The organism is Phreatobacter stygius (genome assembly GCF_005144885.1).
Classification (GTDB): domain Bacteria; phylum Pseudomonadota; class Alphaproteobacteria; order Rhizobiales; family Phreatobacteraceae; genus Phreatobacter; species Phreatobacter stygius.
This window is the reverse complement of sequence record NZ_CP039690.1, coordinates 6,759,036-6,785,269: the sequence shown is the minus strand read 5'-3', so window position 1 is coordinate 6,785,269 and position 26,234 is coordinate 6,759,036. Positions and strand designations below refer to the sequence as shown.

General features: G+C 67.4%; 25 protein-coding genes. 19 read left to right on the top strand and 6 right to left on the bottom strand.

Annotated features, from left to right (window positions below; translation table 11 throughout):
- Positions 1-51 precede the first annotated feature (51 nt).
- Positions 52-1,008, bottom strand: a complete 957-nt coding sequence (locus tag E8M01_RS32015) for an N-carbamoyl-D-amino-acid hydrolase (RefSeq protein ID WP_136963867.1) — start codon at positions 1,006-1,008, stop codon at positions 52-54.
- 183 nt (positions 1,009-1,191) lie between these two features.
- On the opposite strand from E8M01_RS32015, the gene E8M01_RS32010 reads away from it, so the two are divergent.
- Positions 1,192-2,112 (top strand): LysR family transcriptional regulator, encoded by a 921-nt coding sequence (locus E8M01_RS32010; protein WP_136963866.1) that lies wholly within the window; start codon positions 1,192-1,194, stop codon positions 2,110-2,112.
- A 336-nt stretch (positions 2,113-2,448) separates the two neighbouring features.
- Here the strand turns inward: E8M01_RS32010 and E8M01_RS32005 are convergent, their stop codons facing one another.
- On the bottom strand, positions 2,449-3,096 hold the full coding sequence (locus E8M01_RS32005; protein WP_136963865.1) for an aspartate/glutamate racemase family protein: 648 nt from the start codon (positions 3,094-3,096) through the stop codon (positions 2,449-2,451).
- 46 nt (positions 3,097-3,142) lie between these two features.
- Positions 3,143-4,540 carry an amidase gene (locus tag E8M01_RS32000; protein ID WP_136963864.1) on the bottom strand — a complete coding sequence of 466 codons (1,398 nt, stop codon included), beginning with the start codon at positions 4,538-4,540 and terminating at the stop codon, positions 3,143-3,145.
- Between the two features lie 341 nt (positions 4,541-4,881).
- On the opposite strand from E8M01_RS32000, the gene E8M01_RS31995 reads away from it, so the two are divergent.
- From E8M01_RS31995 to E8M01_RS31985, 3 genes are all read left to right on the top strand, one after another.
- Entirely contained in the window at positions 4,882-5,793 is a 912-nt protein-coding gene (locus E8M01_RS31995) for a polysaccharide deacetylase family protein (protein WP_215908832.1), read from the top strand.
- Between the two features lie 5 nt (positions 5,794-5,798).
- Positions 5,799-6,650: an NHL repeat-containing protein gene (locus tag E8M01_RS31990; RefSeq protein WP_215908831.1), complete on the top strand. Its 852-nt coding sequence runs from the start codon at positions 5,799-5,801 to the stop codon at positions 6,648-6,650.
- Between the two features lie 139 nt (positions 6,651-6,789).
- Entirely contained in the window at positions 6,790-7,593 is an 804-nt protein-coding gene (locus E8M01_RS31985) for a response regulator (RefSeq protein ID WP_136963863.1), read from the top strand.
- A gap of 320 nt (positions 7,594-7,913) precedes the next feature.
- On the opposite strand, the gene purU is transcribed toward E8M01_RS31985, so the two are convergent.
- A complete protein-coding gene (gene purU / locus E8M01_RS31980; protein ID WP_136963862.1) occupies positions 7,914-8,792 on the bottom strand; it encodes a formyltetrahydrofolate deformylase in 879 nt (292 codons plus the stop codon).
- 206 nt (positions 8,793-8,998) lie between these two features.
- On the opposite strand from purU, the gene E8M01_RS31975 reads away from it, so the two are divergent.
- Genes E8M01_RS31975 through E8M01_RS31960 form a run of 4 tightly spaced genes read left to right on the top strand, consistent with a single transcriptional unit; the run spans position 8,999 to position 14,119 of the window.
- Positions 8,999-10,252 carry a sarcosine oxidase subunit beta family protein gene (locus E8M01_RS31975; protein ID WP_136963861.1) on the top strand — a complete coding sequence of 418 codons (1,254 nt, stop codon included), beginning with the start codon at positions 8,999-9,001 and terminating at the stop codon, positions 10,250-10,252.
- 9 nt (positions 10,253-10,261) lie between these two features.
- Positions 10,262-10,525, top strand: a complete 264-nt coding sequence (locus E8M01_RS31970; protein ID WP_136963860.1) for a sarcosine oxidase subunit delta — start codon at positions 10,262-10,264, stop codon at positions 10,523-10,525.
- Positions 10,522-13,584: a sarcosine oxidase subunit alpha family protein gene (locus tag E8M01_RS31965; protein WP_246088511.1), complete on the top strand. Its 3,063-nt coding sequence runs from the start codon at positions 10,522-10,524 to the stop codon at positions 13,582-13,584. The genes E8M01_RS31970 and E8M01_RS31965 overlap by 4 nt, the downstream gene beginning before the upstream one ends.
- Complete coding sequence (locus E8M01_RS31960; protein ID WP_170182162.1) at positions 13,577-14,119, top strand: sarcosine oxidase subunit gamma; 543 nt, start codon at positions 13,577-13,579, stop codon at positions 14,117-14,119. The genes E8M01_RS31965 and E8M01_RS31960 overlap by 8 nt, the downstream gene beginning before the upstream one ends.
- A gap of 131 nt (positions 14,120-14,250) precedes the next feature.
- On the opposite strand, the gene E8M01_RS31955 is transcribed toward E8M01_RS31960, so the two are convergent.
- On the bottom strand, positions 14,251-14,808 hold the full coding sequence (locus E8M01_RS31955; protein WP_246088510.1) for a TetR/AcrR family transcriptional regulator: 558 nt from the start codon (positions 14,806-14,808) through the stop codon (positions 14,251-14,253).
- Between the two features lie 207 nt (positions 14,809-15,015).
- Here E8M01_RS31955 and E8M01_RS35690 point away from each other — a divergent pair, with 207 nt between their 5' ends.
- Positions 15,016-16,029 (top strand): alcohol dehydrogenase catalytic domain-containing protein, encoded by a 1,014-nt coding sequence (locus E8M01_RS35690; RefSeq protein ID WP_246088509.1) that lies wholly within the window; start codon positions 15,016-15,018, stop codon positions 16,027-16,029.
- Between the two features lie 52 nt (positions 16,030-16,081).
- The gene (locus E8M01_RS31945) at positions 16,082-16,861 is read left to right on the top strand and encodes a crotonase/enoyl-CoA hydratase family protein (RefSeq protein WP_246088508.1); all 780 of its coding nucleotides are present in this window, start codon (positions 16,082-16,084) and stop codon (positions 16,859-16,861) included.
- A gap of 49 nt (positions 16,862-16,910) precedes the next feature.
- Here E8M01_RS31945 and E8M01_RS31940 read toward each other — a convergent pair whose 3' ends face one another.
- Positions 16,911-17,450 (bottom strand): MOSC domain-containing protein, encoded by a 540-nt coding sequence (locus tag E8M01_RS31940; protein WP_136963856.1) that lies wholly within the window; start codon positions 17,448-17,450, stop codon positions 16,911-16,913.
- A gap of 137 nt (positions 17,451-17,587) precedes the next feature.
- Here E8M01_RS31940 and E8M01_RS31935 point away from each other — a divergent pair, with 137 nt between their 5' ends.
- The 9 genes from E8M01_RS31935 (at position 17,588) to rseP (ending at position 26,192) form a co-directional block, all read left to right on the top strand.
- Complete coding sequence (locus E8M01_RS31935) at positions 17,588-18,247, top strand: HAD hydrolase-like protein (protein ID WP_170182161.1); 660 nt, start codon at positions 17,588-17,590, stop codon at positions 18,245-18,247.
- A gap of 204 nt (positions 18,248-18,451) precedes the next feature.
- Positions 18,452-19,450: a 30S ribosomal protein S2 gene (locus tag E8M01_RS31930; RefSeq protein WP_136963854.1), complete on the top strand. Its 999-nt coding sequence runs from the start codon at positions 18,452-18,454 to the stop codon at positions 19,448-19,450.
- Positions 19,451-19,589: 139 nt separating this feature from the next.
- Positions 19,590-20,513: a translation elongation factor Ts gene (tsf, locus tag E8M01_RS31925; RefSeq protein ID WP_136963853.1), complete on the top strand. Its 924-nt coding sequence runs from the start codon at positions 19,590-19,592 to the stop codon at positions 20,511-20,513.
- A gap of 285 nt (positions 20,514-20,798) precedes the next feature.
- Positions 20,799-21,515, top strand: coding sequence for a UMP kinase (gene pyrH / locus E8M01_RS31920; protein WP_136963852.1), 717 nt, complete (start codon positions 20,799-20,801; stop codon positions 21,513-21,515).
- A gap of 54 nt (positions 21,516-21,569) precedes the next feature.
- Complete coding sequence (gene frr, locus E8M01_RS31915; RefSeq protein WP_136963851.1) at positions 21,570-22,136, top strand: ribosome recycling factor; 567 nt, start codon at positions 21,570-21,572, stop codon at positions 22,134-22,136.
- A gap of 17 nt (positions 22,137-22,153) precedes the next feature.
- On the top strand, positions 22,154-22,936 hold the full coding sequence (locus tag E8M01_RS31910; protein WP_425467690.1) for an isoprenyl transferase: 783 nt from the start codon (positions 22,154-22,156) through the stop codon (positions 22,934-22,936).
- A gap of 4 nt (positions 22,937-22,940) precedes the next feature.
- Positions 22,941-23,789: a phosphatidate cytidylyltransferase gene (locus tag E8M01_RS31905; RefSeq protein ID WP_136963850.1), complete on the top strand. Its 849-nt coding sequence runs from the start codon at positions 22,941-22,943 to the stop codon at positions 23,787-23,789.
- 8 nt (positions 23,790-23,797) lie between these two features.
- The gene (gene dxr, locus E8M01_RS31900) at positions 23,798-24,946 is read left to right on the top strand and encodes a 1-deoxy-D-xylulose-5-phosphate reductoisomerase (RefSeq protein ID WP_136963849.1); all 1,149 of its coding nucleotides are present in this window, start codon (positions 23,798-23,800) and stop codon (positions 24,944-24,946) included.
- Positions 24,947-25,025: 79 nt separating this feature from the next.
- A complete protein-coding gene (rseP, locus tag E8M01_RS31895) occupies positions 25,026-26,192 on the top strand; it encodes an RIP metalloprotease RseP (RefSeq protein ID WP_136963848.1) in 1,167 nt (388 codons plus the stop codon).
- Positions 26,193-26,234 lie beyond the last annotated feature (42 nt).

Below are 26,234 nucleotides of genomic sequence, written 5' to 3'. Positions count from 1 at the left end.
ACTCCCCTCCAGATGCGGCGGCCGGCGACCGGCCCCTGTGACGCGTCGAGGCTAACCGGCAGTCTCCCGGCCCGGTTCGACCACGCCGACCTGGCCGGTGATCGGGCCGTACCATTGCGGCCGCCGATGGGCCTCGAAATTGAACATCTTGGTCTTGCCCTGGCGGCACAGATCGAAATCGCAATCGGCGATGATGATCTCGTCGGCCAGCGTTGCCGCCTCGGCGACGATGACGCCGTTCGGATCGACAATGCAGGAGCCGCCGATCAGGCCGGCGCCGTCCTCGTCGCCGGCCTTGGCGACGGCGACCGCCCAGGTGGCGTTCATATAGGCGTTGGACTGGACCGCGAGCTTGGCGTGGAAGGTGCGCAGCGCCGCGTCCTCGCGGTCGCCGCCGTTCGGATCATAGGCGGCGGAATTGTAGCCGATACAGACCAGTTCGGCGCCTTGCAGGCCGAGCACGCGCCAAGCTTCCGGCCAGCGGCGGTCGTTGCAGATCAACATGCCGGTAATGGCGCCGGCCCAGGCGTCCGGCGCCCGCACGGCCGGGAAGCCGAGATCGCCATATTCGAAATAGCGCTTTTCCAGCTGCTGGTACTTTTCACCGGCGCGCGGCTCGACCGAGCCGGGCAGGTGGATCTTGCGGTATTTGGAGACGATTTCGCCGTCCGGCCCGACCAGGATCGAACTGTTGAAGTGGTGGCCGTCGGGGGTCTTTTCGGCATAACCGACATAGAAGCCGATATTCAGCTCGCGGGCCCGGTCGAACAGCGGCTGCACCGCCGGGTTCGGCATGGCGGGCTCGAAATAGCTCGCGAGCTCATTGGCTTCCAGGAGCCAGCGCGGAAAGAAGGTGGTGAAGGCGAGTTCCGGGAACACCACCAGGCCGGCGCCCTTGGCTGCCGCCTCGTCGAGCAGCGCGATCAGGCGCGCCAGGGTCTTTGCCCGGCTGTCATCGCGCTGGGTCGGGCCCATTTGCGCACCGGCGACGCGAAGACTGCGCGACATCGTCTTGGCCTTCTCTTGAGCGATGAGGGCAGGGCGTTTCAGGAGCTTCAGGCCAAGCCTGGGGCTCCCGGGGCAGTCCCGCCGGACGACGAAACTGTGACATCGCGACGGCAGTGCAACAATAGGCCGGACTATGATATTTTGGCCATGTCTATTCAGTGGAATGATAGCGAGGAGGCCGCCATGACGCTGCGCCAGCTGGAGATCTTGCGGGCGATCATCCGCTATCGGACCACGGTCGCGGCGGCGAGCCAGCTCGGCCTGTCGCAGCCGGCGATCAGCAATGCGATCAAGGCGATGGAGGCACAGACCGGCTTTCCCCTGTTCGAGCGGATCAACAACCGGCTGTTCCCGACCCGCGAAGCCCAGATGCTGCATGACGAGGCGGAATCGATCTTCACCATGCACACGATCCTGGAGAACAAGCTGCGCGACCTGAAGGAGAGCAAGGCCGGCCATCTGCGCATCGTCGCAACCCCGCCGATCGGTTATGGCGTGATCCCCTCGGCGTTGCGCCAGTTCCTGGCCCAGCGGCCGCAGGTGCAGGTGTTCTTCGACGTCCGCCGCTACGAGGGCGTGATCGACAGTGTCGAGAGCAATCTGGTCGAACTCGGTTTCGCCATTGGCCTGGAGGACCGCCCCGGCCTGCATTGCGAGGCGGTGTTCACCGGCGACATGGTCTGCGTGGTCAAGCCCGGCCATCCCCTGGCCGACAAGCCGCTGATCACGCCGGCCGACCTCGACGGCTATCCGTTCATTGCGCTGGAGCGCGGCACCCGGCTCGGCGAAGCGGTGCGCGAGAGCTTTCGCAAGGCCGGCCAGCCGTTCAAGCACGCGGTCGAGGTGCGCTATTGCAACACCGCCTGCGTGCTGGCCGAAAGCGGCGTCGGTGTCGCCATCGTCGATCCGTTTTCACCGCGCTACGGCGCCGGCGACGAGCTGGTGGTCCTGCCTTATGAACCGGTGACCCGGGCGGTCGCCTCGGTGACCTGGTCGAAGAGCCGGCCGCTGTCGCGGTTGGCCCAGGCTTTCCTCGCGGAAGTGCGCGCCGGCGCGGCGCGGATGGAGCGGGATTACCGGGAGCGATTGAGCAGGCGCGATTGAATACGGGCTTGCCGCGCGGATCCGACCCAGGCCTGACCTCGCAAGCCTCGCACTTCGTCCTGGCCGGGCTTGTCCCGGCCATCCACGCATGTTTTGGGCCTAAGCAAGTCGTGGATGGCCGGGACAAGCCCGGCCAGGACGATGAGCGCCGTGAGATCGAGGCTGGCGCCGGGGCGAGGTCAGGTGGGCGGTTCCGGCACGAGTCTCGAAGGATGCAAGGCCCGTCAGTTTTCGCCGCCGCTCGTCAGATGTGTCAATCCGGTAGCCCCGCTGGGGCGAGGTGAGGGTGGTTCTCGTGCGAGAACTGGAAGGACGCCCCCCAAATGCAATGCACCTTCACGTCTTCGCGGCGCGCGCCACGGCGAGCCGGACCGCCGCCGGCACCGGCTCGATCAGCGGCACCGGCACGTCGGGCCCGATCCGTCGGGCTGCCAGGGCGAGCGGACCGCCGCCAATGACCACGGCGTCCGCGCCGAATTCGCGGACGGCTCGTCGACTGGCCTCCAGGAGCGCTTCGGCGAGCCGGTCCGGATCGGCCATCACGGTTCGAATGTCGCCCTTGGTGAGCACGGTGCCGAGAAACGCTCCGCCATGGCCATAGCCCTCGGCGAGGCCCGCGATCGAGGTGACGAGGTCCGGGGTGGTGGTGACGACAGCGAAGCGGCGGCCGTCCTGGCCCGCCTCGGCCATGCCGGCTTCGGCAATGCCGGTGACCGGGACCGCCAGCCGTTGCCTGAGGCTTTGCAGCGCCGGGTCGCCGAAGGCCGCGATGACGATGCCATCGATGCCGGTGCGTGGTGCCGCCAGCGCGGCGGCCACCGCTTCCGCGGCCAAGGCGAGTTCTGTGGCATTGGTGATCAGCGGCACGCCGAAGGGCGCGGTGAGGCATTCGACGGTGATGCCGGGCATGGCATTACGGGCAATGCCGGCCATGCTCTCGGTGGTCGCCCGGCTGGTGTTCGGGTTGATCAGGAGCAGATGCATGGTCGGCCTGCCGGCGCGGGTATGGAGGCACGCAACAGATCGTGGCTCAGAGCAGCGCCTCCACGGCCGCGGCGATGGCGAGCAGCGTCCGGTCCTTGAGGCGCGGCGCGATGATCTGCAGGCCGATGGGCAGGCCGCTCGCGTCGGTGCCGCATGGCACCGAAATCGCCGGCTGGCGGGCGTGGTTGAACAGCGGCGTGAACACCGCATGGCCGCGCGGGCCAACCTTCACGCCGGCAATGGTATCGGGGCCGAGCTGGTCGATGGGCCAGGCGGTGCAAGGGGTTGTCGGGCCGATCGCGGCATCGAAGCGATGGTCGGAGAAGAAGCGGGCGGCCGACAGCGCAACCTGTTCGGACAGCAGCATGGCGCGGCCGACATCGGGTCCGGACAGGTCGAAGCCCGCGGCGATCTGGGCACCGAGATCCGGATCGATCAGGTCAGGCGCCTGTCGCCAGGCGGCGCCATGGAGGGCGGCGAGCCCGGCATGCTGGATCGGGTTGAGCCCGGCTTCGGCAAGGCCGGCCGGCCAGACGGGATCCTGCGCCACGACGTTCAATCCGGCGCCGCGCAGCATGTCCGCGACCCGCGCGACGACATCGGCGACCTCGGGCTCGACGGGTACGTCGAGGCCCCATTTGGGCGTGTATGCAATCGTCAGGGCGGTGATGTCGACGGGCTCGCCCGGTTCGACGAAAGCCGAATGCGGGTCGCGGGGATCGGGGCCGGCCATGACCTCGAAGGCCAGCGCCGCTTCGGCCACGGTGCGGGTGATCGGGCAATGGCAGGACACGCCGAAAAACGGCTCCTCGAAGCCCGGCCCGTAGGGAATGGCGCCGAAGGACGGCTTGAAACCGACCAGTCCGGTATGGGCCGGCGGGCGCCGGCTGGAGCCGCCGGCATCGGTGCCGAGCGCCAGCGGCACCAGCCCGCCGGCGACGGAAGCGACGGCCCCGCCGGACGAGCCGCCGGGCGTCAGGCCTGAGTTCATCGGATGCCTGGTCGCGCCATAAAGCAGGTTGGTGGTCTGGCCCTTGGCGGCGAATTCCGGCGTGTTGGATATGCCGAGAATGACCGCGCCGGCGGCTTCCAGCCGTTCCACCGCCACCGCGTCTTGCGGCGCGACGAAGTCCTTGAACAACCTGGAGCCTTGGGTGATCCGACGGCCCTTCACCCAGATATTGTCCTTGATCGTCACCGGCACGCCGGCGAGCGGCAGCTCTTCGCCGGCCTGAACCCGGCGGTCGACCGCGTCGGCGCGGGCGAGCGCATCGGCCGGATCGAAAGAAATGATGGCATTGAGCCCCGGATTGAGCCTGACGATGCGCTCGATCGCCCGTTCCGTCTCGGCGCGCGCGGTGGAACGGCCTGAGCGGACCGCATCGGCCAGCGCAATGATCGACGGCCAGGGTTGATCGGGAGACGGCTGTTCGGATGCGGGCATGCAAGCTCCATCGATCTCAGGCGGCATCGCAGCGTGCCAGCGGGCCGCCCGGTCAAGCAAGGGCCATGACGCGCGGGCAGGCCTGTTCCTGCGCCGGGATGATGGCGCCGGGATGATGGCCGGCGGACGGCGGAGCGCAACCGGCATGGCCCTTGGCTCGTCGCTCGCCTTGATCTCGTCGACAACCTCCCGGTGCCCCCGGCCGCACTCGATGCGCGCGCCGACATGCTGCCCCTCCGCCCGTGGGGGATGATGGAATCACGCTCCGATGTGAGGATCGGCCGGCCGGCCTGACCAGGCCGATCGGCGGCGCAACCGAAAGCCGACCCGGAGATGACCTGATGACACCAGCTGATGACCGCGACCTGATCGGCTACGGCGCCCATCCGCCGGATCCCAAATGGCCCGGCGGCGCGCGCATCGCGATCAATTTCGTGATGAATTACGAGGAGGGCTCGGAACCCTCGGTGCAGGACGGCGAAGGCTTCACCGAGACCGGGCTGACCGAGGTCAACGGCATCGATACCGGCGTGAAAGGCCGCGACCTCGCGGGCGAAGGCATGTTCGCTTATGGCAGCCGGGTCGGCTTCTGGCGCCTGATGCGGCTGTTCCAGGAGCGTGGTCTGCCGCTGACCGTGTTCGGCTGCGCGCTGGCGATCGAGCGCAATCCGGAGGCCGCGGCGGCCATCAAGGCCTCCGGTTTCGACGTCTGCTGCCACGGCTGGCGCTGGGTGAAGCACTATCTGCTCAGCGAGGCGGAGGAGCGCGAGCACATCGCCAAGGCGGTCGCCTCGCTCGAGCGGACCGTCGGCGAACGGCCGCTCGGCTGGTATTGCCGCTACGGGCCGAGCGTCAACACCCGCCGGCTGGTGATGGAGGAGGGCGGTTTCCTCTACGATTCCGACGCCTATGACGACGAGCTGCCCTATTGGAAGCGGGTCGGCGGCAGGCCGCAGCTGGTCGTGCCCTATTCGCTGGTCAACAATGACGGCAAGTTCGGCAATGGCCAGTTCGCCACCGCGGCCGACTATTTCGAATGGCACAAGGACGCCTTCGACATGCTCTATGCCGAGGGCCGGACCCAGCCCAAAATGATGTCGGTCGGCCTGCATATGCGGCTGATCGGCCATCCCGCCCGGGCCGCCGGCCTCGCCCGCTTCCTCGACTATGTGATGAGCCATGACGGAGTGTGGGTGACACGGCGCCTCGATATCGCGCAGCATTGGGTGAAGACCCATCCCTTTGCAGGATAATCGCCGTGAGCACACATGACCTGATCGTCGCCCTGGGCGAGGCCCGCTACCGCGTCGAACGGCCGTTCGGGACCTGGCCGGCCAATTCCGGCTTCGTTTCCGATGTCGCGGTCGACGGGCGCGGCCATGTCTTCGTCCTGCTGCGCCATGACAGCCTGACGCAGCCGGATGATTCGCGGGTCATCGAGCTTTCGCCCGATGGCGCCCATCTCGGCGGCTGGGGCGGCGACACGATCGCCGACGGGCACATGCTGACCACCGATGCCGATGGCCGGGTCATCGTGGTCGACCGCGACATGCACGAGGTGATCTGGTTCTCAGCCGGCGGCGAGCGGCTCGGCCAGCTCGGCGGGCGCGGCATTCCGCAGTCGCCGTTCAACCATCCGACCGATATCTCGGTGTCGCCCTGGGGCGACATCTATGTCGCCGACGGCTATGCCGCCAACCATGTCCACCGCTTCTCGGCCGATGGCCAATTGCTCGCCACCTGGGGCCAGCTCGGCTTCGAGGCCGGCGAATTCGGCGAGCCGCACGGCATCTGGACCTTTGCCGACGGCCGCGTCGTGGTGATCGACCGGACCCGCGACCGGGTGCAGGTGTTCGATCGCGACGGCAATGTGCTTGACGTCTGGGAGGGGTTTTATCGCCCGGTGGCGATCTGGGGCGATCCGCAAGGCCGCGCATACATCACCGACCAGGTGCCGAGCCTGCATCTGATCGGTGCCGACGGCGTCAGGCTCGGTCGCGCCCGCCCGGTGCTGAACGGCGCCCATGGCCTGTTCGGCACGCCTGATGGCGATCTGTTGCTGGCCGAGAGCAATCCGAGCCGGATCACCCGGCTCCGGCTCCTGCGCTAAGTCGGGTCGTCCCGACGTTTCCGGATCCTGGCGGTGGTGCCGTAGGGCAACATGGCGGCGATGTCGCTTACGGCACAATGGTACCATTGTGCAGCGGATGTTAAGGAGGGGGCAGATTCGACTGTTGGAAGAGAAGTGAATGAAGCTCGCCGCAGGCCGGGATGAGCATCCCGATATCGAGGTCGTCACGGTGCCGCCCTGGACCATCCTGATCGCCGATGATTCGGCGTTCTGGCGGGGGCTCATCCGGGCTGGAATCGAAGCCTTCGATCGCGCCGCGACGGTTATCGAAGCCAAGAACGGCCAGGAGGCGCTCGACGCCCTGTCGGAACATCCCGTCGATATTGCCTTCGTCGATCTCGCCATGCCGGAGATTGACGGCACCGAGGTGGTCGAGCGTGTCAGGCACCATGGCAAGATGCCGTTCTTCGTGGTCGTCTCGGTGACCTCGGATGCCCAGGCGATCGCGCGGATGCGCAAGCTCGCCGCCTATGACTATCTGGTGAAACCCTTCGGCTCCGAGGCGATCACGCCGGTGCTGCAGACCTTCGAGCGGGTCAGTCAGCCGACCCGGATCCTGATCGTCGACGATTCCGGCACCGCGCGCGCCATCGTCACGCGCATCCTGTCCCATTCGATCTTCAATCTGACGGTGGATCAGGCCGGCGACGGCGTGACCGCGCTGGAGAACTACGCCAGGGAAGGCGCCGACATCGTCTTCCTCGACATGAACATGCCCTGGATCGACGGCGCCAGCACGCTGAGGCTGTTGCGCGCGGTCAACCGGCATGTGCGCGTCGTGCTGATGTCGGCGAGTTCGGACATCGCCGAACGGGCCCAGGAGCTCGGCGCGGCGGCCTGTCTGAGGAAGCCGTTCTTCGCCAGCGACCTCGATCGCGCCGTGCACCAGCTGTTCGAGCTGCGGCTGCCCTATTCGGAATAGGCGTGAATGGCTGATAGCGAATGGCGAATAGCGAATAGCGAATAGCGAATGGGGGATGATGTCGCGCGCCGCGCATCAACCCTCGCCCACGTCTGCGTGGGAGAGGGTGGCGGCAAAGCCGCCGGGTGAGGGTGGTTGCGTCGATGCGCGCCGTGCATTCCGGGTCGAATTGATGGGCCGGCCCTCTTCAAACCCTCACCCGGCGGCTCCGCCGCCACCCTCTCCCGCAAGCGGGCGAGGGTTTGCGCGCGACGGGTTTCGGTTCATCCCCATTCGCCATTCGCCATTCGCCATTCGCCATTCGCCATTCGCCATTCGCCTCAGCGAAACACCACCGTCTTGCCGCCGTTCTGGAACACCCGGTGCTCGACGTGCATCTTGACGGCGCGGGCGAGCACGCGGGCTTCGATCTCGCGGCCGATGGCGACGAATTCGTCGACGCTCATGGCGTGGGTCACCCGTTCGGTTTCCTGCTCGATGATCGGCCCTTCGTCCAGGTCGCTGGTGACGTAATGGGCGGTGGCGCCGATCAGTTTCACGCCGCGGGCATGGGCCTGGCTGTAGGGCGCGGCGCCCTTGAAGCTCGGCAGGAAGGAATGGTGGATGTTGATGCATTGGCCGGCGAGCCGGGCCGTCAGCGTGTCCGACAGGATCTGCATGTAACGGGCGAGAATGACCAGGTCGGCCTTGTCCCGGCCGATCAGGTCGATGATCTCGGCCTCCTGGCTGGCTTTGGTCTGGCGGGTCACCGGCAAGTGGTGGAAAGCGATGCCGTGCTGATCGGCCAGCGCCCGGGCATCGTCATGGTTCGAGACGATCGACACGATGTCCATCGGCAAGCTGCCGAGGCGCCAGCGATAGATGAGGTCGACCAGGCAGTGATCGTGCCTGGAGACGAGGATCACCACGCGCGGCCGCTGATGGGCGTCCCACAGGCGCCAGGTCATGGCGAAATGGTCGGCGACCGGCGCGAAGGCCTTCGTGAAGCTTTCGGCGCTGACCCCGGCCGGCGCGGTGAAGACCAGGCGCATGAAATGCATGCCGGTCGCCGGATCGCCGAACTGGGCGCTCTCGGTGATGTTGCAATCCTTGTCGGCGATGGCGCGGGAGACGGCCGCGACGATGCCGACGCGGTCGCGGCACACCAGGGTGAGGACGAAGGCGGGCTGAAGCGCCGGGCGGTCGGTCGAGGCGGTCATTGCGGCAGTCCCGGGACGAGGGGTTTGCCCGGCGTTTTTGCACAGGCCGGCACGGCGGGCGACCCCAAACTGGTCCGATCCGCTCTTCCGGCAGAGGGACAATTAAAAACTGGCTCTTCCCTCGGCGCCAAGAACCTGATGAGTTCGCCTTGTCCCGCGCTGCAGCACGGGGCGGGTCTTTTCGAACGGTCAATGACGGCAGCACGATGAATTATTCCGCGCTCAGGCTCTTCCGCGAAGGTCTGCGCAATCATTCCGGGTGGGAAGAGGCCTGGCGCGATGCCGAGCCGCAGGGTGCTTACGATGTCGTCATCATCGGCGGCGGCGGCCACGGGCTGGCGACCGCCTATTATCTCGCCAAGGAACATGGCATCGGCCGCGTCGCGGTGATCGAGAAGGGCTATATCGGCGGCGGCAATACCGGCCGGAACACCACCATCATCCGGTCGAACTATCTGCTGGAAGCCAATGCGCAGTTCTATGAACTGTCGCTGAAGCTGTGGGAGGGGCTGTCGGCCGACCTCAACTACAATGTCATGTTCTCGCAGCGCGGCGTCATCAATCTCGCCCATTCCGACAGCCAGCGCGACGCCCATATGCGCCGCGGCAATGCGATGCGCCTGAACGGCATCGATTCGGAATGGCTGACGCGCGAGCAGGTCGCCGCCATGGTGCCGCTGCTCGATTGTTCGGACGAAGCGCGCTTTCCCGTTGTCGGCGGCCTGATGCAGCGGCGCGGCGGCACGGCACGCCATGACGCGGTGGCCTGGGGTTATGCCCGCGCCGCCTCGCAGCGCGGCGTCGATATCATCCAGAATTGCGAGGCGACCGGCTTCCTGATCGAAAACGGCCGGATCCAGGGCGTCGAGACCACGCGCGGCACCATCCGGGCGGCCAAGATCGGCATCGCGGTGGCCGGCCATACCGGCCATGTCGCCGCCATGGCGGGCCTGAGGATGCCGATCGAGAGCCACCTGCTGCAGGCCTTCGTCAGCGAACCGCTGAAACCCTTCATCGATACGGTGATCACCTTCGGCGCCGGCCACTTCTATGTCAGCCAGTCGGACAAGGGCGAGCTGGTGATGGGCGGCGACCTCGATTTTTATCCGTCCTACGCCCAGCGCGGCAACCTGCCGATCATCGAGGAAGCGATGTCCTGCGGGCTGCAGATGTTCCCCTCGCTGTCGCGGCTGCGCATGCTGCGCCACTGGGGCGGCATCATGGACATGTCGATGGACGGCTCGCCGATCATCTCCAAGACGCCGGTCGGCGGGCTCTACCTGAACGGCGGCTGGTGTTATGGCGGGTTCAAGGCGACGCCCGGCTCCGGCTTCGTCTTCGCCCATATGATCGCCCGCGACGAACCGCACCCGTTGAACGCGGCCTTCACCCTCGACCGGTTCGAGCGCGGTTATGCGATCGACGAAAAAGGCGCGGGGCCAACCCCGAATGCGCACTAAGGCCAGGCCATGCTGACGATCCGTTGCCCCTATTGCGGCGAACGCACCCATACCGAATTCACCTTCATGGGCGACGCCTCCAAGACGCGGCCGGCCGATGATGCGCCCGAGGCCGCCTGGTTCGACCACGTCTTCCTGCGCGACAACAAGCGCGGGCCGTTGCGCGAGATCTGGCAGCACAATCTCGGCTGCCGGGGTTTCGTGGTGATCGAGCGTGACCTGGTGACCCACGCCATCGCGGCTGCCGGTCCGCTGCCGGAGGCCGCATCGTGAGCCATGTCCGCAGCGATCAGACGGCCAGCGACAGCGCGCCGGAAACGCGACCGGAACTTGGGCCGGGGGACCAACCGTTCCGGCTGGCCGGCGGCCATGGGCTCGACCGTGAAAGGCGCCTGTCTTTCACCTTCGACGGCCGCTCGTTTTCAGGGTTCGCCGGCGACACGCTCGCCTCGGCGCTGATGGCCAATGGCGTGCGCCGGGTCGGCCGCTCGTTCAAATATCATCGCCCGCGCGGCATCCTGTCGGCCGGCCCCGAGGAGCCCAATGCGATCCTGCGCGTCGGCGCCGGCAGCCGCGCCGAGCCGAACAGCCGCGCCACCGTGGTGGAGCTGCACCAGGGGCTGGTCGCAGAGAGCCAGAACCGGTTCCCCTCGCTGGATTTCGACCTTGGCGCGGCCAATTCGCTGATCGCGCGTTTCCTGCCGTCGGGCTTCTATTACAAGACCTTCATGGGGCCGCAATTCGCCGGCCAGAACCGCGCCTGGATGATCTATGAGCGGTTCATCCGGGCCGCCGCCGGCATGGGCAAGCCGGTGCGCCATGCCGATCCCGACGTCTACGAGCACCGCACCGTCCATTGCGACGTGCTGGTGGTCGGCGGCGGGCCGGCCGGCCTTGCCGCGGCGCATGCCGCGGCCGATGCCGGCGCCGACGTGATCATCGTCGATGAACGTCCGGCCTTGGGCGGCCAGTTGTGTTTCGAGACCTATGAGATCGACGGCCTGCCGGCGCCGGATTTCGCCCGGCGCAGCGCCGCCGATCTCGCCGGCCGCCCGAACGTCGCCATCCTGACCCGCACCACCGCCTTCGGCTTCTACGACCACGGGACAGTGGCGCTCGCCGAGCGGGTGACCGACCATCTCGGCGCGGTGGCGCCGGCCAGCCTGCCGCGCCAGCGCCGCTGGCAGGTCAAGGCGCGCCGGATCGTGCTGGCGCAAGGGGCGATCGAACGGCCGCTGGTGTTCGCCGACAACGACCTGCCGGGCGTCATGCAGGCCTCCGCCGTCAGGCGCTACGCCAATCAATTCGCCGCGGCTGCCGGCAAGCAGGTTTTGGTCGCCACCGCCAATGACGACGGCTACCGCACCGCGCTCGACCTGGCGGCGAAGGACGTGCGCATTGCCCTGATCGCCGATGCCCGGCCAACCCCGGGGCCGATCGCGGATCTGGCGCGCCTGGCCGACATCCGGGTCGTCACCGGTTATGTGCCGACGCAGGCGATCGGCCGGGGCGAGGTCCAAGGCTGCGCCATCGCGCCGACCGGCGGCGGCAAGGGCTGGATCGTCGGCTGCGACGCCATCGCGGTTTCCGGCGGTTTCACGCCATCGGTGCATCTGCATTCCCAGGCCGGCGGCAAGCTCATCTGGCGCGACGACATCGGCGGTTTCGTACCGGGCCTGATCGGCCAGGCGGCCGTGTCGGCGGGGGCCGCCAATGGCACGTTCGGGCTCGCGGCGATCGTCAAGGAAGCGGCGATGGCCGGCGCCGATGCCGCCGAGGCCTGCGGTTTCGCGCGGCGCGCGCTGCCGGAATGGGCGGTCAAGGAGGACGACGCGGCGCCGGCGCAGCCGCTCTGGGTGGTGGCGCTGCCCGAAGGCCTGAAGGCCAAGCGTTTCGTCGATTTCCAGAATGACGTGACGGCCGACGATCTCGGCCTGGCGGTCCGCGAGAACTACCGCTCGGTCGAGCATGTCAAGCGCTACACCACGCTCGGCATGGGCACCGACCAGGGCAAGACCTCGAACCTCAACGGGCTGGCGATCGTCGCCGAGAAGCGCGGCACGACGATCGCCGAGGCCGGCACCACGACCTTCCGGCCGCCCTATACGCCGGTGACCTTGGGCGCGCTGGTCGGCGCCGAGACCGGCAAACATCACGCGCCGGTGCGCCGCACCCCGCTCGACGCCTGGCACCGCACCCATGGCGCCGTGATGACATCAGCCGGCCTGTGGGAGCGGCCGAAAACCTATATCCGGCCGGGCGAGACCTATCGCGAGGCCTGGATCCGCGAGACCCTGGCGGTGCGCTCGGGCGTCGGCCTCTGCGACGTCTCGACACTCGGCAAGATCGACGTCCAGGGACCGGACGCGCAGGTGTTCCTCGACCGGCTCTATTGCAACCCGATGGCTTCGCTTGCCATCGGCAAGGCGCGCTACGGGCTGATGCTGCGCGACGACGGCATGGTGTTCGACGACGGCACGGTGACGCGGGTCGGCGACACCAGGTTTTACCTGACCACCACCACCGCCAATGCCGGCAAGGTGTTGAGCCATATGGAATTCCTGCTGGCGACCGCATGGACCGACCTGAAGGTCCAGGTGGCCTCGATCTCGGATCACTTTGGCCAGATCGCGGTCGCCGGTCCGCGGTCGCGGGCGGTTCTCGAGACGGCGGCCGGCATCAGCCTCGGCGACGATGTCCTGCCGCATCTCGGCACGCTCGCGCTGGAGCTCGCCGGTCACCGGTGCCGGCTGTTCCGCGTCAGCTATTCCGGCGAACGGGCTTATGAGGTGTCGGTGCCGTGGCGGGCCACGGCGGAGGTCTGGAACCGCCTGATGACGGCCGGCTCCGCCGACGGCATCGTGCCCTATGGGCTGGAGGCCATGGGCGCCATGCGCATCGAGAAGGGCCATGTCGCCGGCGCCGAGCTCGACGGCCGCACCACGCCGGCCGATCTCGGCCTCGGGCGCATGGTCTCGACCAAAAAGGCCTTTGTCGGCAAGGTGCTGCTCGGCCGCGAAGGCTTGCGTGATCCCGACCGGCTGAAACTGGTCGGGTTGGAGCCGATCGACGGCGCCACCTCGATCCCGGCCGGCGCCAATCTGGTGCGCGATCCGGCGGCGCCAACCCCCATGCCGATCCTCGGCCATGTCACCTCGGCAACCCATAGCCCGACGCTCGGCCGGCCGATCGCGCTGGCGCTGATCAAGCCGAGCGCGGTGGCCGAGGGCAAAGAGCTGTTCGCCGCCGCGCCGCTGCTCGACCTGTCGATTGCGGTGAAGGTTTGCGATCCGGTCTTTGTCGATGCCGGTGGAGGACGGATGCATGGCTGAACCGGGACGCGCCCACCGCATCCTGTCGGGCGAAAGCCTGACGATCGAACGGATCGAACCGCAGGACCTGGTGCTGGTCGGCGCCTTGGATGGCGCCGATGCCGGTCCGAGGCTCGCGGCCACGCTCGCTTGCGCCGCGCCGGCGCCGAACCGCTGGACCGAGACCGAAGATCATGTCCTGGCGAGCACCGGGGCAGGGCGGTGGATGGTTTCAGCCAAGGCGCCGGCGGCCTCGAGCCTTGCCGCGCGCCTGGAAGCAGCCCTCGGCGCCACCGCCGCGGTGGTCGATTTCAGCCATGGCCGCGTCGTCTTCGCGCTCGAAGGGCAGGGCGCCCGCGTGGTGCTGGCCAAGGGCTGCACCGTGGATCTGCGCCCGGCGAAGCTTGCCGCGGGGGCTGCCATCGTCGCTGCCTTGACCAAGCTCGCGGTGACCATCCTGGTCGACGAGGGCGAGCGTTTCGAGGTCTATGTCGCGAGCTCCTATGCCGACCATGTCGAGGAGTGGCTGACCGCCTCGACGCGCGAATTCGCGTGAAGTGGGCGCAAATCCTCTCCCACGAAGACCTGGGCGAGGGTCATGCGATGCCCATGATGCCGGCCTCGCGGACGGGCCGGCCTTCGGCGTCGCGGTCGAGCACCGCGGCGGTCAGGCCAGGCCCGCTCCGCTCAGCGCACATCGGCCGCGGTGAGCAGAGTGCCGGCCGCTTGGGCGGCAGCCCTGGCGGCCTGGGCGTCCTTGCGAACCAGCGCGGTGGCGATGGCACCGTCGACCAGCAGCATCAGCTGGGTCGCCAGCCCCTCGGGGTCCGCGGCGTTCGCTTGTGTCAACAGATCGCGGAACCAGACCCTTTGCCGCTCCTTGAACTCGACCGCGACAGGTCGCGCGGGATGATCGGGTTCGCCGATTTCGGCGACCGCATTGACATAGGGGCAGCCGCGGAAATCCCGGTGGGCGAAAGCGCGCTCCAAAAGCGTGAACAGGCCGAGGATCTGGTCCCGCGGCGGGGCGTCGGAGCGCCGCAGCGGGGGCCGCAGGCGACGCTGGAGATAGGCGACGATCAGATCGTCCTTTGACGGAAAGTGATTGTAGAGCGTTCGCTTGCTGATGCCCGCTTCCGCCGCGATCGTATCGACCCCGATGGCGCGGATGCCTTGGCCGTAGAACAGGCGATCGGCGGTATCGAGAATTCTCTCCGCCATGGGCGTGGTGTCGCGACGGGTCATTAAATTACACCGATCTGTGTATTTTCGCTTGCCTCGAGGGCGGCGCGATGGCAGCTTAATTACACTGACTTGTGTACTCAAGCCGTTCGATCGCGGATCCGGCAAGGGACGGTCCGGCAATCCCGACCGATTCAATCGCCGGGAAATTCATGACCTTCCGGCGACCAGCGAAACGATCCCAAGCCATCTCCAATCGAGGATATGACCATGCAATCCCTATGGTTCGTGCGGCAGGGCCATCTCGAATGGCGGGACGTCGCGGCACCGCGGCTGGGCGGGGATCTGGAGGCTCTGGTCCAGCCGATCGCCGCGAGCACCTGCGACATCGATCGCCTCATCATCTCGCAACCCTCGCCGTTCAAGGACCCGTTCGCGATCGGCCACAACGGTGTCGGCCGGGTTCTCGAGGTTGGCGAGGGGGTCAGGACCGTCACGCCTGGCGACCTCGTCGCGATCAGCTGGCACATCAGCTGCGGCCAATGCGACCGCTGCCGGCGCGGTTTGCTGGCGCATTGCCGGCAGACCGCGCCCGGGACCTGCTACGGTCTTCCCGGCCGCGAATCCTGGGGCGGCCTGTTCGACGACGTGGTTCGTGTGCCGTTCGCCGACGCCATGCTGCACCGCCTGCCCGGGGGCGTCGATCCGGTGGCCTTCGTCGCCACCAGCGACAATCTCACTCTGGGCTATGCAACGGTCGCGCCGCACATCAAGGCGGGCCGGGACCGGATCTTGGTGCTCGGCTGGGGCATTAACGGCCTCTATGTCGTGGCGTTCGCGCGGGCGCTCGGCGCCCGCTCCCTGACCTATGTCGACGACGACACCGCCAATCGCGAGACCGCGACCGAACTCGGCGCCACGGCCTTTCCAGGGCCGCCAGACCGCGGCATGGGGCCTTTCGATCTGGTGGTCGACGCGAGCGCCGATCCGAAATGGCTGCGCGGCGTCATGCGACTGATCGAACCGGAAAGCATGGTCGAGTGCGTCGCACACCTGGGCGACGTCACCCTGCCTGGCTGGCAATGGTACGGCACCGGCGCGACGCTCCACTGCGGTCTCTGCAGCTGCACCGGCCCGCATGTCCACGAGACGTTCAAGGCGGTCGGAAGCGGTGCCGTCGTCCCGTCCAAGCTTTGGTCGGAGCGGGTCGCGTGGGACCAGGACTTGCCGGCGGCCATGGTGGCTCATCGCCGGCAGTTGGTGGCCGTGCGATCGGAAACCTGATCGCGCCGGCGCAAGAGCCGAAAATCACCACCCCATCAGCAGGAGAAACAGCTTGGCCAAGACGATTTTCACCGGGCGCCACGGCAGGACGACGATCGTCACGATCGATCGTCCCGAGCGCCGCAACGCCATCGACCTGCCGACGGCCCAGGCGCTGATCGCCGCATTCGAGGCGTTCGACGCCGACGAGGCGAGCCACGTGGCCGTCCTGACCGGCGCGGGCGGAGCCTTTTGCGCCGGCGCGGACCTCGTCGCCATCGCCGCCGGGGAGCGCAAACCGCTCAATCGCGCCGGCACGTTCGCCCCCATTGGCCCGACACGCTTGAAACTGTCCAAGCCGGTGATCGCGGCGATCGAAGGCCCTGCTGTGGCCGGGGGCATGGAACTCGCGGCCTGGTGCGACCTGCGGGTGGCCGGACGCTCGGCGCTTTTCGGCATGTACAACCGCCGCTTCGGGGTTCCGACCTGCGATCTCGGGGCCATTCGCTTTCCGCGCCTGATCGGCCAGGGGCGCGCGCTCGATCTGATGCTGACCGGCAGGACGGTCGGGATGGACGAGGCCCTGGCCATCGGCCTGGTCAGCCGGGTGGTCGATGACGGCGCGGCGCTCTCAGCCGCCCTCGCGCTGGCGGAGGACATCGGCAGCGTGCCCCAGGTCGCCATGCGCAACGACCGCAAGGCCCTGATCGACAGCTGGGATCTCAGCGAAGCCGACGCGATCGCCAATGAAATCGAACTCGGTCTGGCGACGCTGGGATCCGGCGAGACGGTGGCCGGTGCCTCCAGCTTCGCCGGGGGCGCGGGCAGGCATGGCGCCGCGGTGGGGCGCTGATGGAAGCCGCGCCGGTCCGGTTCTCGCCAGGAATCGACGGCGGGAATTCCTAGACCCGTTCGAGCGGGCGGTGCGGCTCGGCCGGCAAGGTCACGCCGATCGGGTCGCGGGGCCTGACCTGGCCGCCGGCCCGCACGATGCCCATGATGCCGGCCTTGCGGACGAGCCGGCCTTGGCTGTCGCGGTCGAGCACCGCGGCGGTCAGGCCAGGCCGGAACCGGTCGAGCTGGATGCAGGGATTGCGCAGGCCGGTCACTTCGATGACGGCCGTGCCAATGGTGACCAGGGCGCCGGTCGGCAGGCCGAGCAGGTCCAGTCCGAGGGTCGTGATGTTTTCGCCGATATCGCCGGGCGCGATGGCGTAACCCTTGGCTCTCAGTTCGTCGAACAGCTCGGCGTGAACCAGGTGAACCTGGCGCAGGTTGGGCTGGGTTGGATCGACCGCGACGCGCGAGCGATGCTTGACCGTTTCGCCGGCATGGGCGTCGCCCTCGACGCCGAGGCCGGCAAGCAGCGTGATGGCCGGGCAGGGGGTCTTGCTGAAACCATGGCTGCCATTGCGGCTGACCGCCAGAACATGGGCGCTCATTGGCGATACCTTTGGAACGGTCCGGCGAAAGAGGACTGTTTGCGCGATTTGTCCGACAAAGTCATCGCCCACCGGCGCGGATGACCGATGCCGTGGCGGCATGGACCTTTGCCGGGCATCCGCGCTAGATGCCGGCTATGTCCTACACCGTTCTCTTCGATCTCGACGGCACGCTCACCGATCCGGCGCCCGGCATTATCGGCTGTTTCCAGCAGGCCCTGACCGATCTCGGCCATGAGACGCCGCCCTTCGACGAGCTGAAATGGATCATTGGCCCGTCGCTCCGGTCGTCGTTTCCGAAATTCATGCCTGACGGCGCCGATGTCGAGACGGCGCTCGCCCGCTACCGCCTGCATTATGGCGGCGGCGGCCTCTACGACCTGACCGTCTATCCCGGCATGCCGGAGGCGGTGGCGCTGATCCGGTCCGAGGCGCGGCGGCTGTTCGTCTGCACCGCCAAGCCTGAGACCTTCGCCAGGCCGATCATCGACCGTTTCGGTTATGCGCCGCTGTTCGACCAGGTCTATGGCACGACGCTCGACGGCAGCCTCGACGACAAGGGCGACCTGATGGCCAAGATCATCGCCGAACAGGGTTTCGATCCGGCCAGGGCGATCATGGTCGGCGACCGCAAGCACGATATCCTGGCCGCCCGGCGCCACGGCATCGCATCGATCGGCGTCACCTGGGGCTATGGCGGTGCCCAGGAACTCAGCGACACCGGCGCGACCCATCTCTGCGAACGGCCGGAGGAGCTCGCCGGGCTGGTCAAGCGGATCGCCGCGGACTGGCGCTGAGGCGCCGGTCCGGTCGTCCGGCGACCGCGAGGTGGCGCCTCGCGCGCTCGTTCGGCCTTGCATCTTGCGGGTCTTTGGTATATCGCCCGGCCCATTCCACACGCGGACCCGCGGCGGAAGACGCTCGTCTTTTGCCGCTCCGGTGGTGTCGAGGTTCCATCCCGGAACCGGCCCATGTCCGCGGAGGCTTAACCGGAGAAGACCATGGCGCTGCCCGATTTCAGCATGCGTCAGCTTTTGGAAGCTGGCTGCCACTTTGGCCATCAGGCCCATCGCTGGAACCCGAAGATGAATCAGTACATCTTCGGTGTCCGCAACAATATTCACATCCTCGATCTCGCCCAGACCGTGCCGATGCTGCATCGCGCGCTGGTGGCGGTGTCGGACACGGTGGCCAAGGGCGGCCGCGTGCTGTTCGTCGGCACCAAGCGCCAGGCCCAGGAATCGATCGCCGAAGGCGCCAAGAAGTCGGCGCAGTACTACGTCAACTCGCGTTGGCTCGGCGGCACGATGACCAACTGGAAGACCGTGTCGCAGTCGATCTCGCGCCTGCGCAAGCTCGACGAGTCGCTCAGCCATGGCGGCGCCGGCTACACCAAGAAGGAGGCCCTGACGCTGCAGCGCGAGCGCGACAAGCTCGAGCGGGCGCTCGGCGGCATCAAGGACATGGGCGGCACGCCGGACCTGATGTTCGTGATCGACACCAACAAGGAAGCGATCGCCATTCTCGAGGCGCGTCGCCTCGGCATCCCGGTGGCGGCCATCGTCGACACCAATTGCGATCCTGACGGCATCACCTTCCCGATCCCGGGCAATGACGACGCCGGCCGCGCGCTGACGCTCTATTGCGATCTGATCGCACGGGCCGCCATCGACGGCCTCGCCCGTTCGCAGGGTTCGTCGGGCGTCGATCTCGGCGCGTCCGAGAAGCCGCTGGTCGAGGAGATCCCCGAGGCCGCCGCTCCGGCCGGTTTCGAACGGCTTGCCGGTCCCCGTGGCCCGGCCGACGAGCTGACCAAGCTCACCGGCGTGTCGGCGGAGATCGAGAAGCAGCTCAACGACCTCGGCATCTTCCATTATTGGCAGATCGCTTCGTTCACCCCGGCTGATGCCGCCGAGATCGGCGACAGCGTCGGTCTTCCCGGTCGTGTCGACGGCTGGGTGTCCCAGTCCAAGGCGCTGGTCGAGGCCGAAGCGGCCTAAGGCCTTCGCCCGACGTCATCCGCTCGACATGCCAGCATGGTGAGCGGAAGACCCGGCTGACGTGATTCCGGCCGGTCCGAACCCTCGGGCCGGCCGTTTCCCATCCAGATCTTCCAATCGATTTCAAGGAACGACCCCCATGGCGAACATCACCGCCCAGATGGTCAAGGAACTGCGCGAGATGACCGGCGCAGGCATGATGGACTGCAAGGCCGCGCTGACCGAGACCAATGGCGACATCGAAGCGGCCGTCGATCTCTTGCGCAAGAAGGGCCTGTCGAAGGCCGCCAAGAAGGCCGGGCGGGTTGCCGCCGAGGGTCTTGTCGGCGTCTGGGCCGAGGGCACCAAGGCAGCGGTCGTCGAGGTCAACTCGGAAACCGACTTCGTCGCGCGCAACGACCAGTTCCAGGGCCTGGTGAAGATGGTCGCCCATGTCGCCTACAAGACCGGCGGCGACGTCGCGGCGATCCTGGCGGCGCCGGCTTCCGCCGGCACCACGGTCGCCGACGCGCTGACCACCGCGGTCTCGACGATCGGCGAGCACATGTCGCTGCGCCGCGCGGCGGTGCTGTCGGTTTCGGCCGGCGTGGTCGCCAGCTATCTGCACAACCAGGTCGAGCCGGGCCTCGGCAAGATCGGTGTGCTGGTGGCGCTCGAATCGACCGGTTCGAAGGAAGAGCTTTCGGCGCTCGGCCGCATGCTCGCCATGCATGTCGCCGCTGCCAACCCGCTGGCGCTGGAATCGGCCGGCCTCGATCCGGCGGTGGTCACCCGCGAGAAGGCGATCCTGGCCGAGAAGAATGCCGGCAAGCCGGAAAACGTGCTGGCCAAGATCGTCGAGTCCGGCCTGAAGACCTATTACAAGGAAGTCTGCTTCCTCGATCAGGTCTATATCCACGATACCGGCAAGTCGGTCGCCCAGGCGGTCAAGGATGCCGAGGGCAAGGTCGGCGCGCCGATCAAGGTGACCGGCTTCGTGCGTTATGCACTGGGCGAGGGCATCGAGAAGGCCGAGAGCGATTTCGCGGCGGAAGTGGCCGCCCAGGCCGGCCTCAAGGCCTGACGCACCGGTCATCATGCCGAAACGGGAAAGGGGCGGGCGACCGCCCCTTTTTCATATGCGGGCTCACGGGAAGTGGCTGACCCTGGTGCGGGGCACTGCGCGACCCCTCTCCCACGACGGCGTGGGCGAGGGTTGACGCGCGCAACGGTGGTTCGGGCGTGCGTGGGGCCGTATTTCTTGGGGGTGTCCCGGTTCTATCGGGACCTCGCGGTTGCGCTGGCGCCTCGTTTCGCTAAACCCGTCGCCAGTCGTACTGGTGTATCATTTTCGAATCGGGAGGGGACGATGGCCGGACCACGCTACACGCGCGCGCTGGTGAAGATCTCCGGCGAAGCCCTGGCCGGCACAGCCGATTTCGGCTTCGACCCGAAGGTCGTTCGGGCCATTGCCGAGGATCTGATCGCTTCCGCCAAGGCCGGCATCGACATTGCCGTGGTGGTCGGCGGCGGCAATATCTTCCGCGGCAAGCAGATCGCCGGCATCGGCCTGTCGCGGGTCGACGCCGATGCCATCGGCCGGCTGGCTACCGTGATGAACGCCATCACGCTGGCCGGCCAGATCCAGGCGCTCGGCCACCCCGCGGTCGCCCTGTCGGCAGAGCCGGTGCCCGAGGCGCTCGACACCTATACCGCGCGCCACGCGCTCGACCATCTCGCCCAGGGCCGCATCGTCGTGCTCGGCGGCGGCATCGGCGTGCCGCTCCTGACCACCGATACGACGGCGATCATGCGGGCGGTCGAACTGAATTGCGGCGTGGTGCTGAAGGGCACCAATGTCGATGGCATCTATTCCGCCGACCCCAAGAAGGACCCGAAGGCGGTGCGCTTCGACGCGCTGACCGCCGACGAAGCCATCGCCAGGGATCTCAAGGTGATGGATACGGCTGCCTTCGCACTTGCCCGGGAGAACCGTCTTCCGATAATCGTGTTCTCGCTCGATGCTCCAAACGCCGTCACCTCCGTGCTCACCGGCACGGGGCGCTGTACGGTGGTCACGAGTTGATCAGCTGCTTTCCCGCGGACCTGCCGTTCGCGCAACGACCAAGAGGCGTATCCCATGGCCGCGTCCCCGACATTCGACATCCAAGAGATCACCCGCCGCATGCAGGGCGCGATCGGCAGCTTCAAGCACGAGCTTGGCACGTTGCGCACCGGCCGCGCCTCGCCGAACCTGCTGGACCCGATCATTGTCGAGGCCTATGGCCAGACCATGCATGTGAACCAGGTCGCCACCGTCAGCGTGCCGGAGCCGCGGCTCCTGTCGGTGCAGGTCTGGGACCGCGGCATGGTCCAGGCGGTGGAAAAGGCGATCCGCGATTCGAGCCTCGGGCTCAATCCGCAGACCGAGGGCCAGGTCATCCGCCTGCGCATCCCCGAACTGACACAGGATCGCCGCAAGGACATGGTGAAGGTCGCGCATAAATATGCCGAAGGCGCGCGCGTCGCCGTGCGCCACGTGCGTCGCGACGGCCTTGATATCCTCAAGACCAAAGAAAAAGACCATACGATGAGCGAGGACGATCACGCTCGCAATGCCGACCAGGTCCAGAAAGAGACCGACAAGCATATTGCCGAGATCGATCAGCTCCTGGTTCACAAAGAAAAAGAGATCATGACCGTTTGACGGGGATTGCTGCGGCGATGACCATGATTGACCGGCAAGGCCTGGAACCCGGCCAACCGTCGGATCCTGCCGGAGAGCCATCTCCAGGTCTGCCGCGCCATGTCGCCATCATCATGGACGGCAATGGCCGCTGGGCGACCGCCCGCGGCCTGCCGCGCGTCGAGGGCCATCGCCGCGGGGTCGAAGCCTTGCGCCGCACCTTGCGCGCCGCGCGCGAGATCGGCATCGAGATCGTCACGGTCTATTCTTTTTCCTCCGAGAACTGGTCGCGCCCGCCGGCCGAGGTGTCGTTCCTGATGGGCCTGTTGAAGCGCTTCATCCGCAATGACCTGGCCGAGCTGCACGAGGCCGGCGTGCGGGTCCGGATCGCCGGCGATCGCCAGGATCTGGCGCCCGACATTGCCCACCTGCTGGTCGAGGCCGAGGCACTGACCGCCGCCAACCAGCGCCAGACGCTGGTCGTCGCCTTCAACTATGGCAGCCGGCAGGAGATCGCGGCCGCCGCCCGGTCGCTTGCCGAAGAGGTCGCGGCCGGCCGGCGCGATCCGGCATCGATCACGCCCGAGGCCATCGAGGCGCGGCTTTCCACCGCCGGCATTCCCGACCCCGACCTGATCATCCGAACCTCGGGCGAGGAGCGGCTGTCCAATTTCCTGCTCTGGCAGGCCGCCTATTCGGAACTGGTGTTCCAGCCGATCCTCTGGCCGGACTATGGCCGGGAGGCGCTGGTCGAGGCGCTGGCCGAATATGGCCGGCGTGAACGCCGCTTCGGCGGACTCGCAACGGCTGCGGGCGCGTGAGCCAATGACCCCCGACCAGCGTCCCGCTGGCGCCTTTTCCGATCCCGACCTGCTGCGGCGGATCGCCTCGGCCCTGGTCCTGGTGCCGGTGGCCATCGCGGTGGCCTGGTTCGGCGGCTGGCCTTTCGCGGCGTTCTGGCTCGCGGCCGCGATCGCCGTCTTGTGGGAATGGAACCGGCTGGTGCAGACCGACGCGCCGCCGACCCTGCTGGCCGGCGAGATCGCGGCCCTGATCGCGGCCGTCGTGCTGATCCGCTATTTCCTCAATCCCGGTTTCGGCCTGGTCGCGCTCGGCATCGGCACCGGTTTCGCGCTCGCCTTCAGCCCGGCCGGGGTGTCGCGCTGGGCCATAACCGGCCTCGTCTATGCCGCGGCCGTGGTCGCCGGCCCGGTGATCCTGCGCGACGATGCGACCTATGGTTTCGTCGCCATTCTCTGGCTCTTCGCGGTGGTCTGGGGCACCGATGTCGGCGCCTATTTTGCCGGCCGCGCCATTGGCGGGCCGAAACTGTGGCCGCGCCTGTCGCCGAAAAAGACCTGGGCCGGCTTCATCGGCGGCACGCTGATCGGCAGCGCGCTCGGCTGCGCCATCGTCAAGGCGGCGGGACTGCCTGTTGGCCTCGGGCTGATCCTGGTCACCCTGGCGGTTGCCGCCCTCAGCCAGGCCGGCGACCTTTTCGAATCCGCGGTCAAGCGACGTTTCGAGGCCAAGGACGCCGGCGGCCTGATCCCCGGCCATGGCGGCGTCATGGACCGGCTCGACGGTTTTCTGGTCGCGGCGATCGTCGCGGCGCTCATCGGTCTTGCGCGCGGCGGATTTGCCAATCCTGCGGCCGGCATCCTGATCTGGTAGGAGAGGGCATGCGCGCGCTGACCATTCTCGGAGCCACCGGCTCCGTTGGCACCAATACGCTCGACCTGGTCGCGCGGCACCGCGACCGATTCCGGGTCGAGGCGGTAACCGCGAATGGCCATGCCGAGGAGCTGGCGGCCATCGCGCGGGCCCATGGCGCGCGCTTCGCCGCGGTCGCCGACGTGACCGCCTATGCCGCGCTCAAGGCGGCGCTTGCCGGCTCCGGCATCGAAACGGCGGCCGGACCCGAGGCGATCGTCGCCGCGGCGGCCCGGCCGTCCGACATGGTGGTTGCCGCGGTGTCGGGCGCCGCCGGTGTCGCGCCCGTGCTGGCCGCGATCGGGCAGGGCATTACGGTTGCGCTCGCCAACAAGGAGAGCCTGGTTGCCGCCGGCGACCTGGTCATGGGTGAGGCGCGCAAGCGCGGCGTCACACTGCTGCCGATGGATTCGGAGCATAATGCGGTGTTCCAGGCGCTGGCCGGGTCGCGCATGGCCGATGTCGAGACCGTCTGGCTGACCGCTTCGGGCGGGCCGTTTCGCACCTGGGAGGCCGCGGCGATCGCGCGGGCGACCCCCGCGGACGCCCTGAAACATCCGAACTATGCGATGGGCGCGAAAATCACGATCGATTCTGCCAGCCTTATGAACAAAGGCCTGGAACTGATTGAAGCGCATCATCTTTTTGATATCGCGCCGGATCGTTTGAAGGTCCTGGTCCATCCCCAGCAGATCGTCCACGGCATGGTCGGCTATCGCGACGGGTCGGTGGTTGCCCAGCTCGGTGCCGCCGACATGCGGGTGCCGATCGCGTTCTGCCTCGGCTTTCCCGACAGGATCGACGGGCCGGCCAAGCGGCTGGATCTGGCAAGCCTCGGCAGCCTGACCTTCGAGGACCCGGATCTCGTCCGCTTTCCCGCGCTGCGGCTGGCGATCGAAGCCATGGCGAGCGGCGGCCGGGCGCCCTGCGTGCTCAATGCGGCCAACGAAATCGCGGTCGAGGCCTTTCTGGCCGGGCGGATCCGGTTCGGCGACATCGCCGGCATCGTCGCGGATGTGCTGGCGGAACTGGGCGGCGGCCCCGCTGCGGCCACATTGGATGACTTAACTTTCATTGACCATGCCGCGAGAGATCGCGCGCGGTCCTCTTGCATCTGACGCCGGCTCCGGCATCCTGATCCCTGGGAGGGTGTGGGTCCGGATCAGAAGAGCCGGCGCATACCCATGGGACAGTTGTATGAATTTCATCTCCGCGTGGGGTGGATGGGGGTTGGGCGTGGTCCCGACCATCATCGCGTTCCTGTTCGTCTTGACCATCGTGGTGTTTTTCCACGAACTGGGCCATTTCTGGGTCGCGCGCCGCTGTGGCGTCCGCGTCGAGGTCTTTTCCATTGGTTTCGGACGGGAATTGCTCGGCTTCAGCGATCGTCATGGCACGCGCTGGAAGCTCTGCGCCATTCCGCTCGGCGGCTATGTCAAATTCTTCGGTGACGCCGACGCGGCGAGCCGGCCGGATTTCGAGACCGCCGGCGCAATGAGCGAGACCGAGCGTTCGCAGAGCTTCTTCCATAAGACGCTCGGCCAGCGCGCCGCCATCGTCGCGGCCGGCCCGATCGCCAATTTCATCCTGGCCATCGTCATCTTCACCGCCGTCTTCTCGCTGTTCGGCAAGCCGACCACCGCGCCGCGCGTCGATACGATCGTGGCCGAAAGCGCGGCCGAGGCCGCCGGTTTCAAATCGGGCGACCTGGTTCTGTCGATCGACGGCCGTTCCATCGACAATTTCTCGGACATGCAGCGCATTGTCGCATCCAGCGCCGGCCGGGCCCTGGCCATCGTGGTCGACCGCGACGGGCGGCGCACCGAACTGACCGCGACGCCGGCGGTGTTCGAGTTCAAGGACCGGTTCGGCGGCACCCATCGAATCGGCCGCCTGGGCATTTCCAAGTCGACCCAGCCGGGCGACGTCGAGATGCGCCGCTACGACCCGTTCACCGCGGCCTGGATGGGCATGCAGGAGACCTGGTTCGTCATCTCGACCACGCTCAGCTATATCGGCGGCATCTTCATGGGCACCCAGAGCGCCGATCAGCTCGGCGGGCCCATTCGCATCGCCCAGGTCGCCGGCGAAGCGGCGCAGATCGGCTTCAGCACGCTGATGGGCTTCGCGGCGCTGATTTCGGTCTCGATCGGATTGCTCAATCTGTTCCCGATTCCGCTGCTCGACGGCGGTCATCTGGTGTTCTACGCCGTCGAGGCCATCCGTGGCCGGCCGATGAGCGAAAGGGCGCAGGAAACCGCCTTCCGGATCGGCTTCATCATGGTCATGACTTTAATGATTTTTGCGACTTGGAACGACCTGCGGGGACCCATTGGAATGATCTTCGGAAAGCTGGTCGGATGATGGGGTGCGTGGCGTTGCGGCAACGGGCAGTAAAAAACAGTC

Coding starts and splice junctions, on each gene's coding strand:
- E8M01_RS32015 (WP_136963867.1), bottom strand. CDS start 1,008: ATGTCGCGCAGTCTTCGCGTCGCCGGTGCGCAAATGGGCCCGACCCAG.
- E8M01_RS32010 (WP_136963866.1), top strand. CDS start 1,192: ATGACGCTGCGCCAGCTGGAGATCTTGCGGGCGATCATCCGCTATCGG.
- E8M01_RS32005 (WP_136963865.1), bottom strand. CDS start 3,096: ATGCATCTGCTCCTGATCAACCCGAACACCAGCCGGGCGACCACCGAG.
- E8M01_RS32000 (WP_136963864.1), bottom strand. CDS start 4,540: ATGCCCGCATCCGAACAGCCGTCTCCCGATCAACCCTGGCCGTCGATC.
- E8M01_RS31995 (WP_215908832.1), top strand. CDS start 4,882: ATGACACCAGCTGATGACCGCGACCTGATCGGCTACGGCGCCCATCCG.
- E8M01_RS31985 (WP_136963863.1), top strand. CDS start 6,790: ATGAAGCTCGCCGCAGGCCGGGATGAGCATCCCGATATCGAGGTCGTC.
- purU (WP_136963862.1), bottom strand. CDS start 8,792: ATGACCGCCTCGACCGACCGCCCGGCGCTTCAGCCCGCCTTCGTCCTC.
- E8M01_RS31975 (WP_136963861.1), top strand. CDS start 8,999: ATGAATTATTCCGCGCTCAGGCTCTTCCGCGAAGGTCTGCGCAATCAT.
- E8M01_RS31970 (WP_136963860.1), top strand. CDS start 10,262: ATGCTGACGATCCGTTGCCCCTATTGCGGCGAACGCACCCATACCGAA.
- E8M01_RS31960 (WP_170182162.1), top strand. CDS start 13,577: ATGGCTGAACCGGGACGCGCCCACCGCATCCTGTCGGGCGAAAGCCTG.
- E8M01_RS31955 (WP_246088510.1), bottom strand. CDS start 14,808: ATGACCCGTCGCGACACCACGCCCATGGCGGAGAGAATTCTCGATACC.
- E8M01_RS35690 (WP_246088509.1), top strand. CDS start 15,016: ATGCAATCCCTATGGTTCGTGCGGCAGGGCCATCTCGAATGGCGGGAC.
- E8M01_RS31940 (WP_136963856.1), bottom strand. CDS start 17,450: ATGAGCGCCCATGTTCTGGCGGTCAGCCGCAATGGCAGCCATGGTTTC.
- E8M01_RS31935 (WP_170182161.1), top strand. CDS start 17,588: ATGTCCTACACCGTTCTCTTCGATCTCGACGGCACGCTCACCGATCCG.
- E8M01_RS31930 (WP_136963854.1), top strand. CDS start 18,452: ATGGCGCTGCCCGATTTCAGCATGCGTCAGCTTTTGGAAGCTGGCTGC.
- tsf (WP_136963853.1), top strand. CDS start 19,590: ATGGCGAACATCACCGCCCAGATGGTCAAGGAACTGCGCGAGATGACC.
- pyrH (WP_136963852.1), top strand. CDS start 20,799: ATGGCCGGACCACGCTACACGCGCGCGCTGGTGAAGATCTCCGGCGAA.
- frr (WP_136963851.1), top strand. CDS start 21,570: ATGGCCGCGTCCCCGACATTCGACATCCAAGAGATCACCCGCCGCATG.
- E8M01_RS31910 (WP_425467690.1), top strand. CDS start 22,154: ATGACCATGATTGACCGGCAAGGCCTGGAACCCGGCCAACCGTCGGAT.
- E8M01_RS31905 (WP_136963850.1), top strand. CDS start 22,941: ATGACCCCCGACCAGCGTCCCGCTGGCGCCTTTTCCGATCCCGACCTG.
- dxr (WP_136963849.1), top strand. CDS start 23,798: ATGCGCGCGCTGACCATTCTCGGAGCCACCGGCTCCGTTGGCACCAAT.
- rseP (WP_136963848.1), top strand. CDS start 25,026: ATGAATTTCATCTCCGCGTGGGGTGGATGGGGGTTGGGCGTGGTCCCG.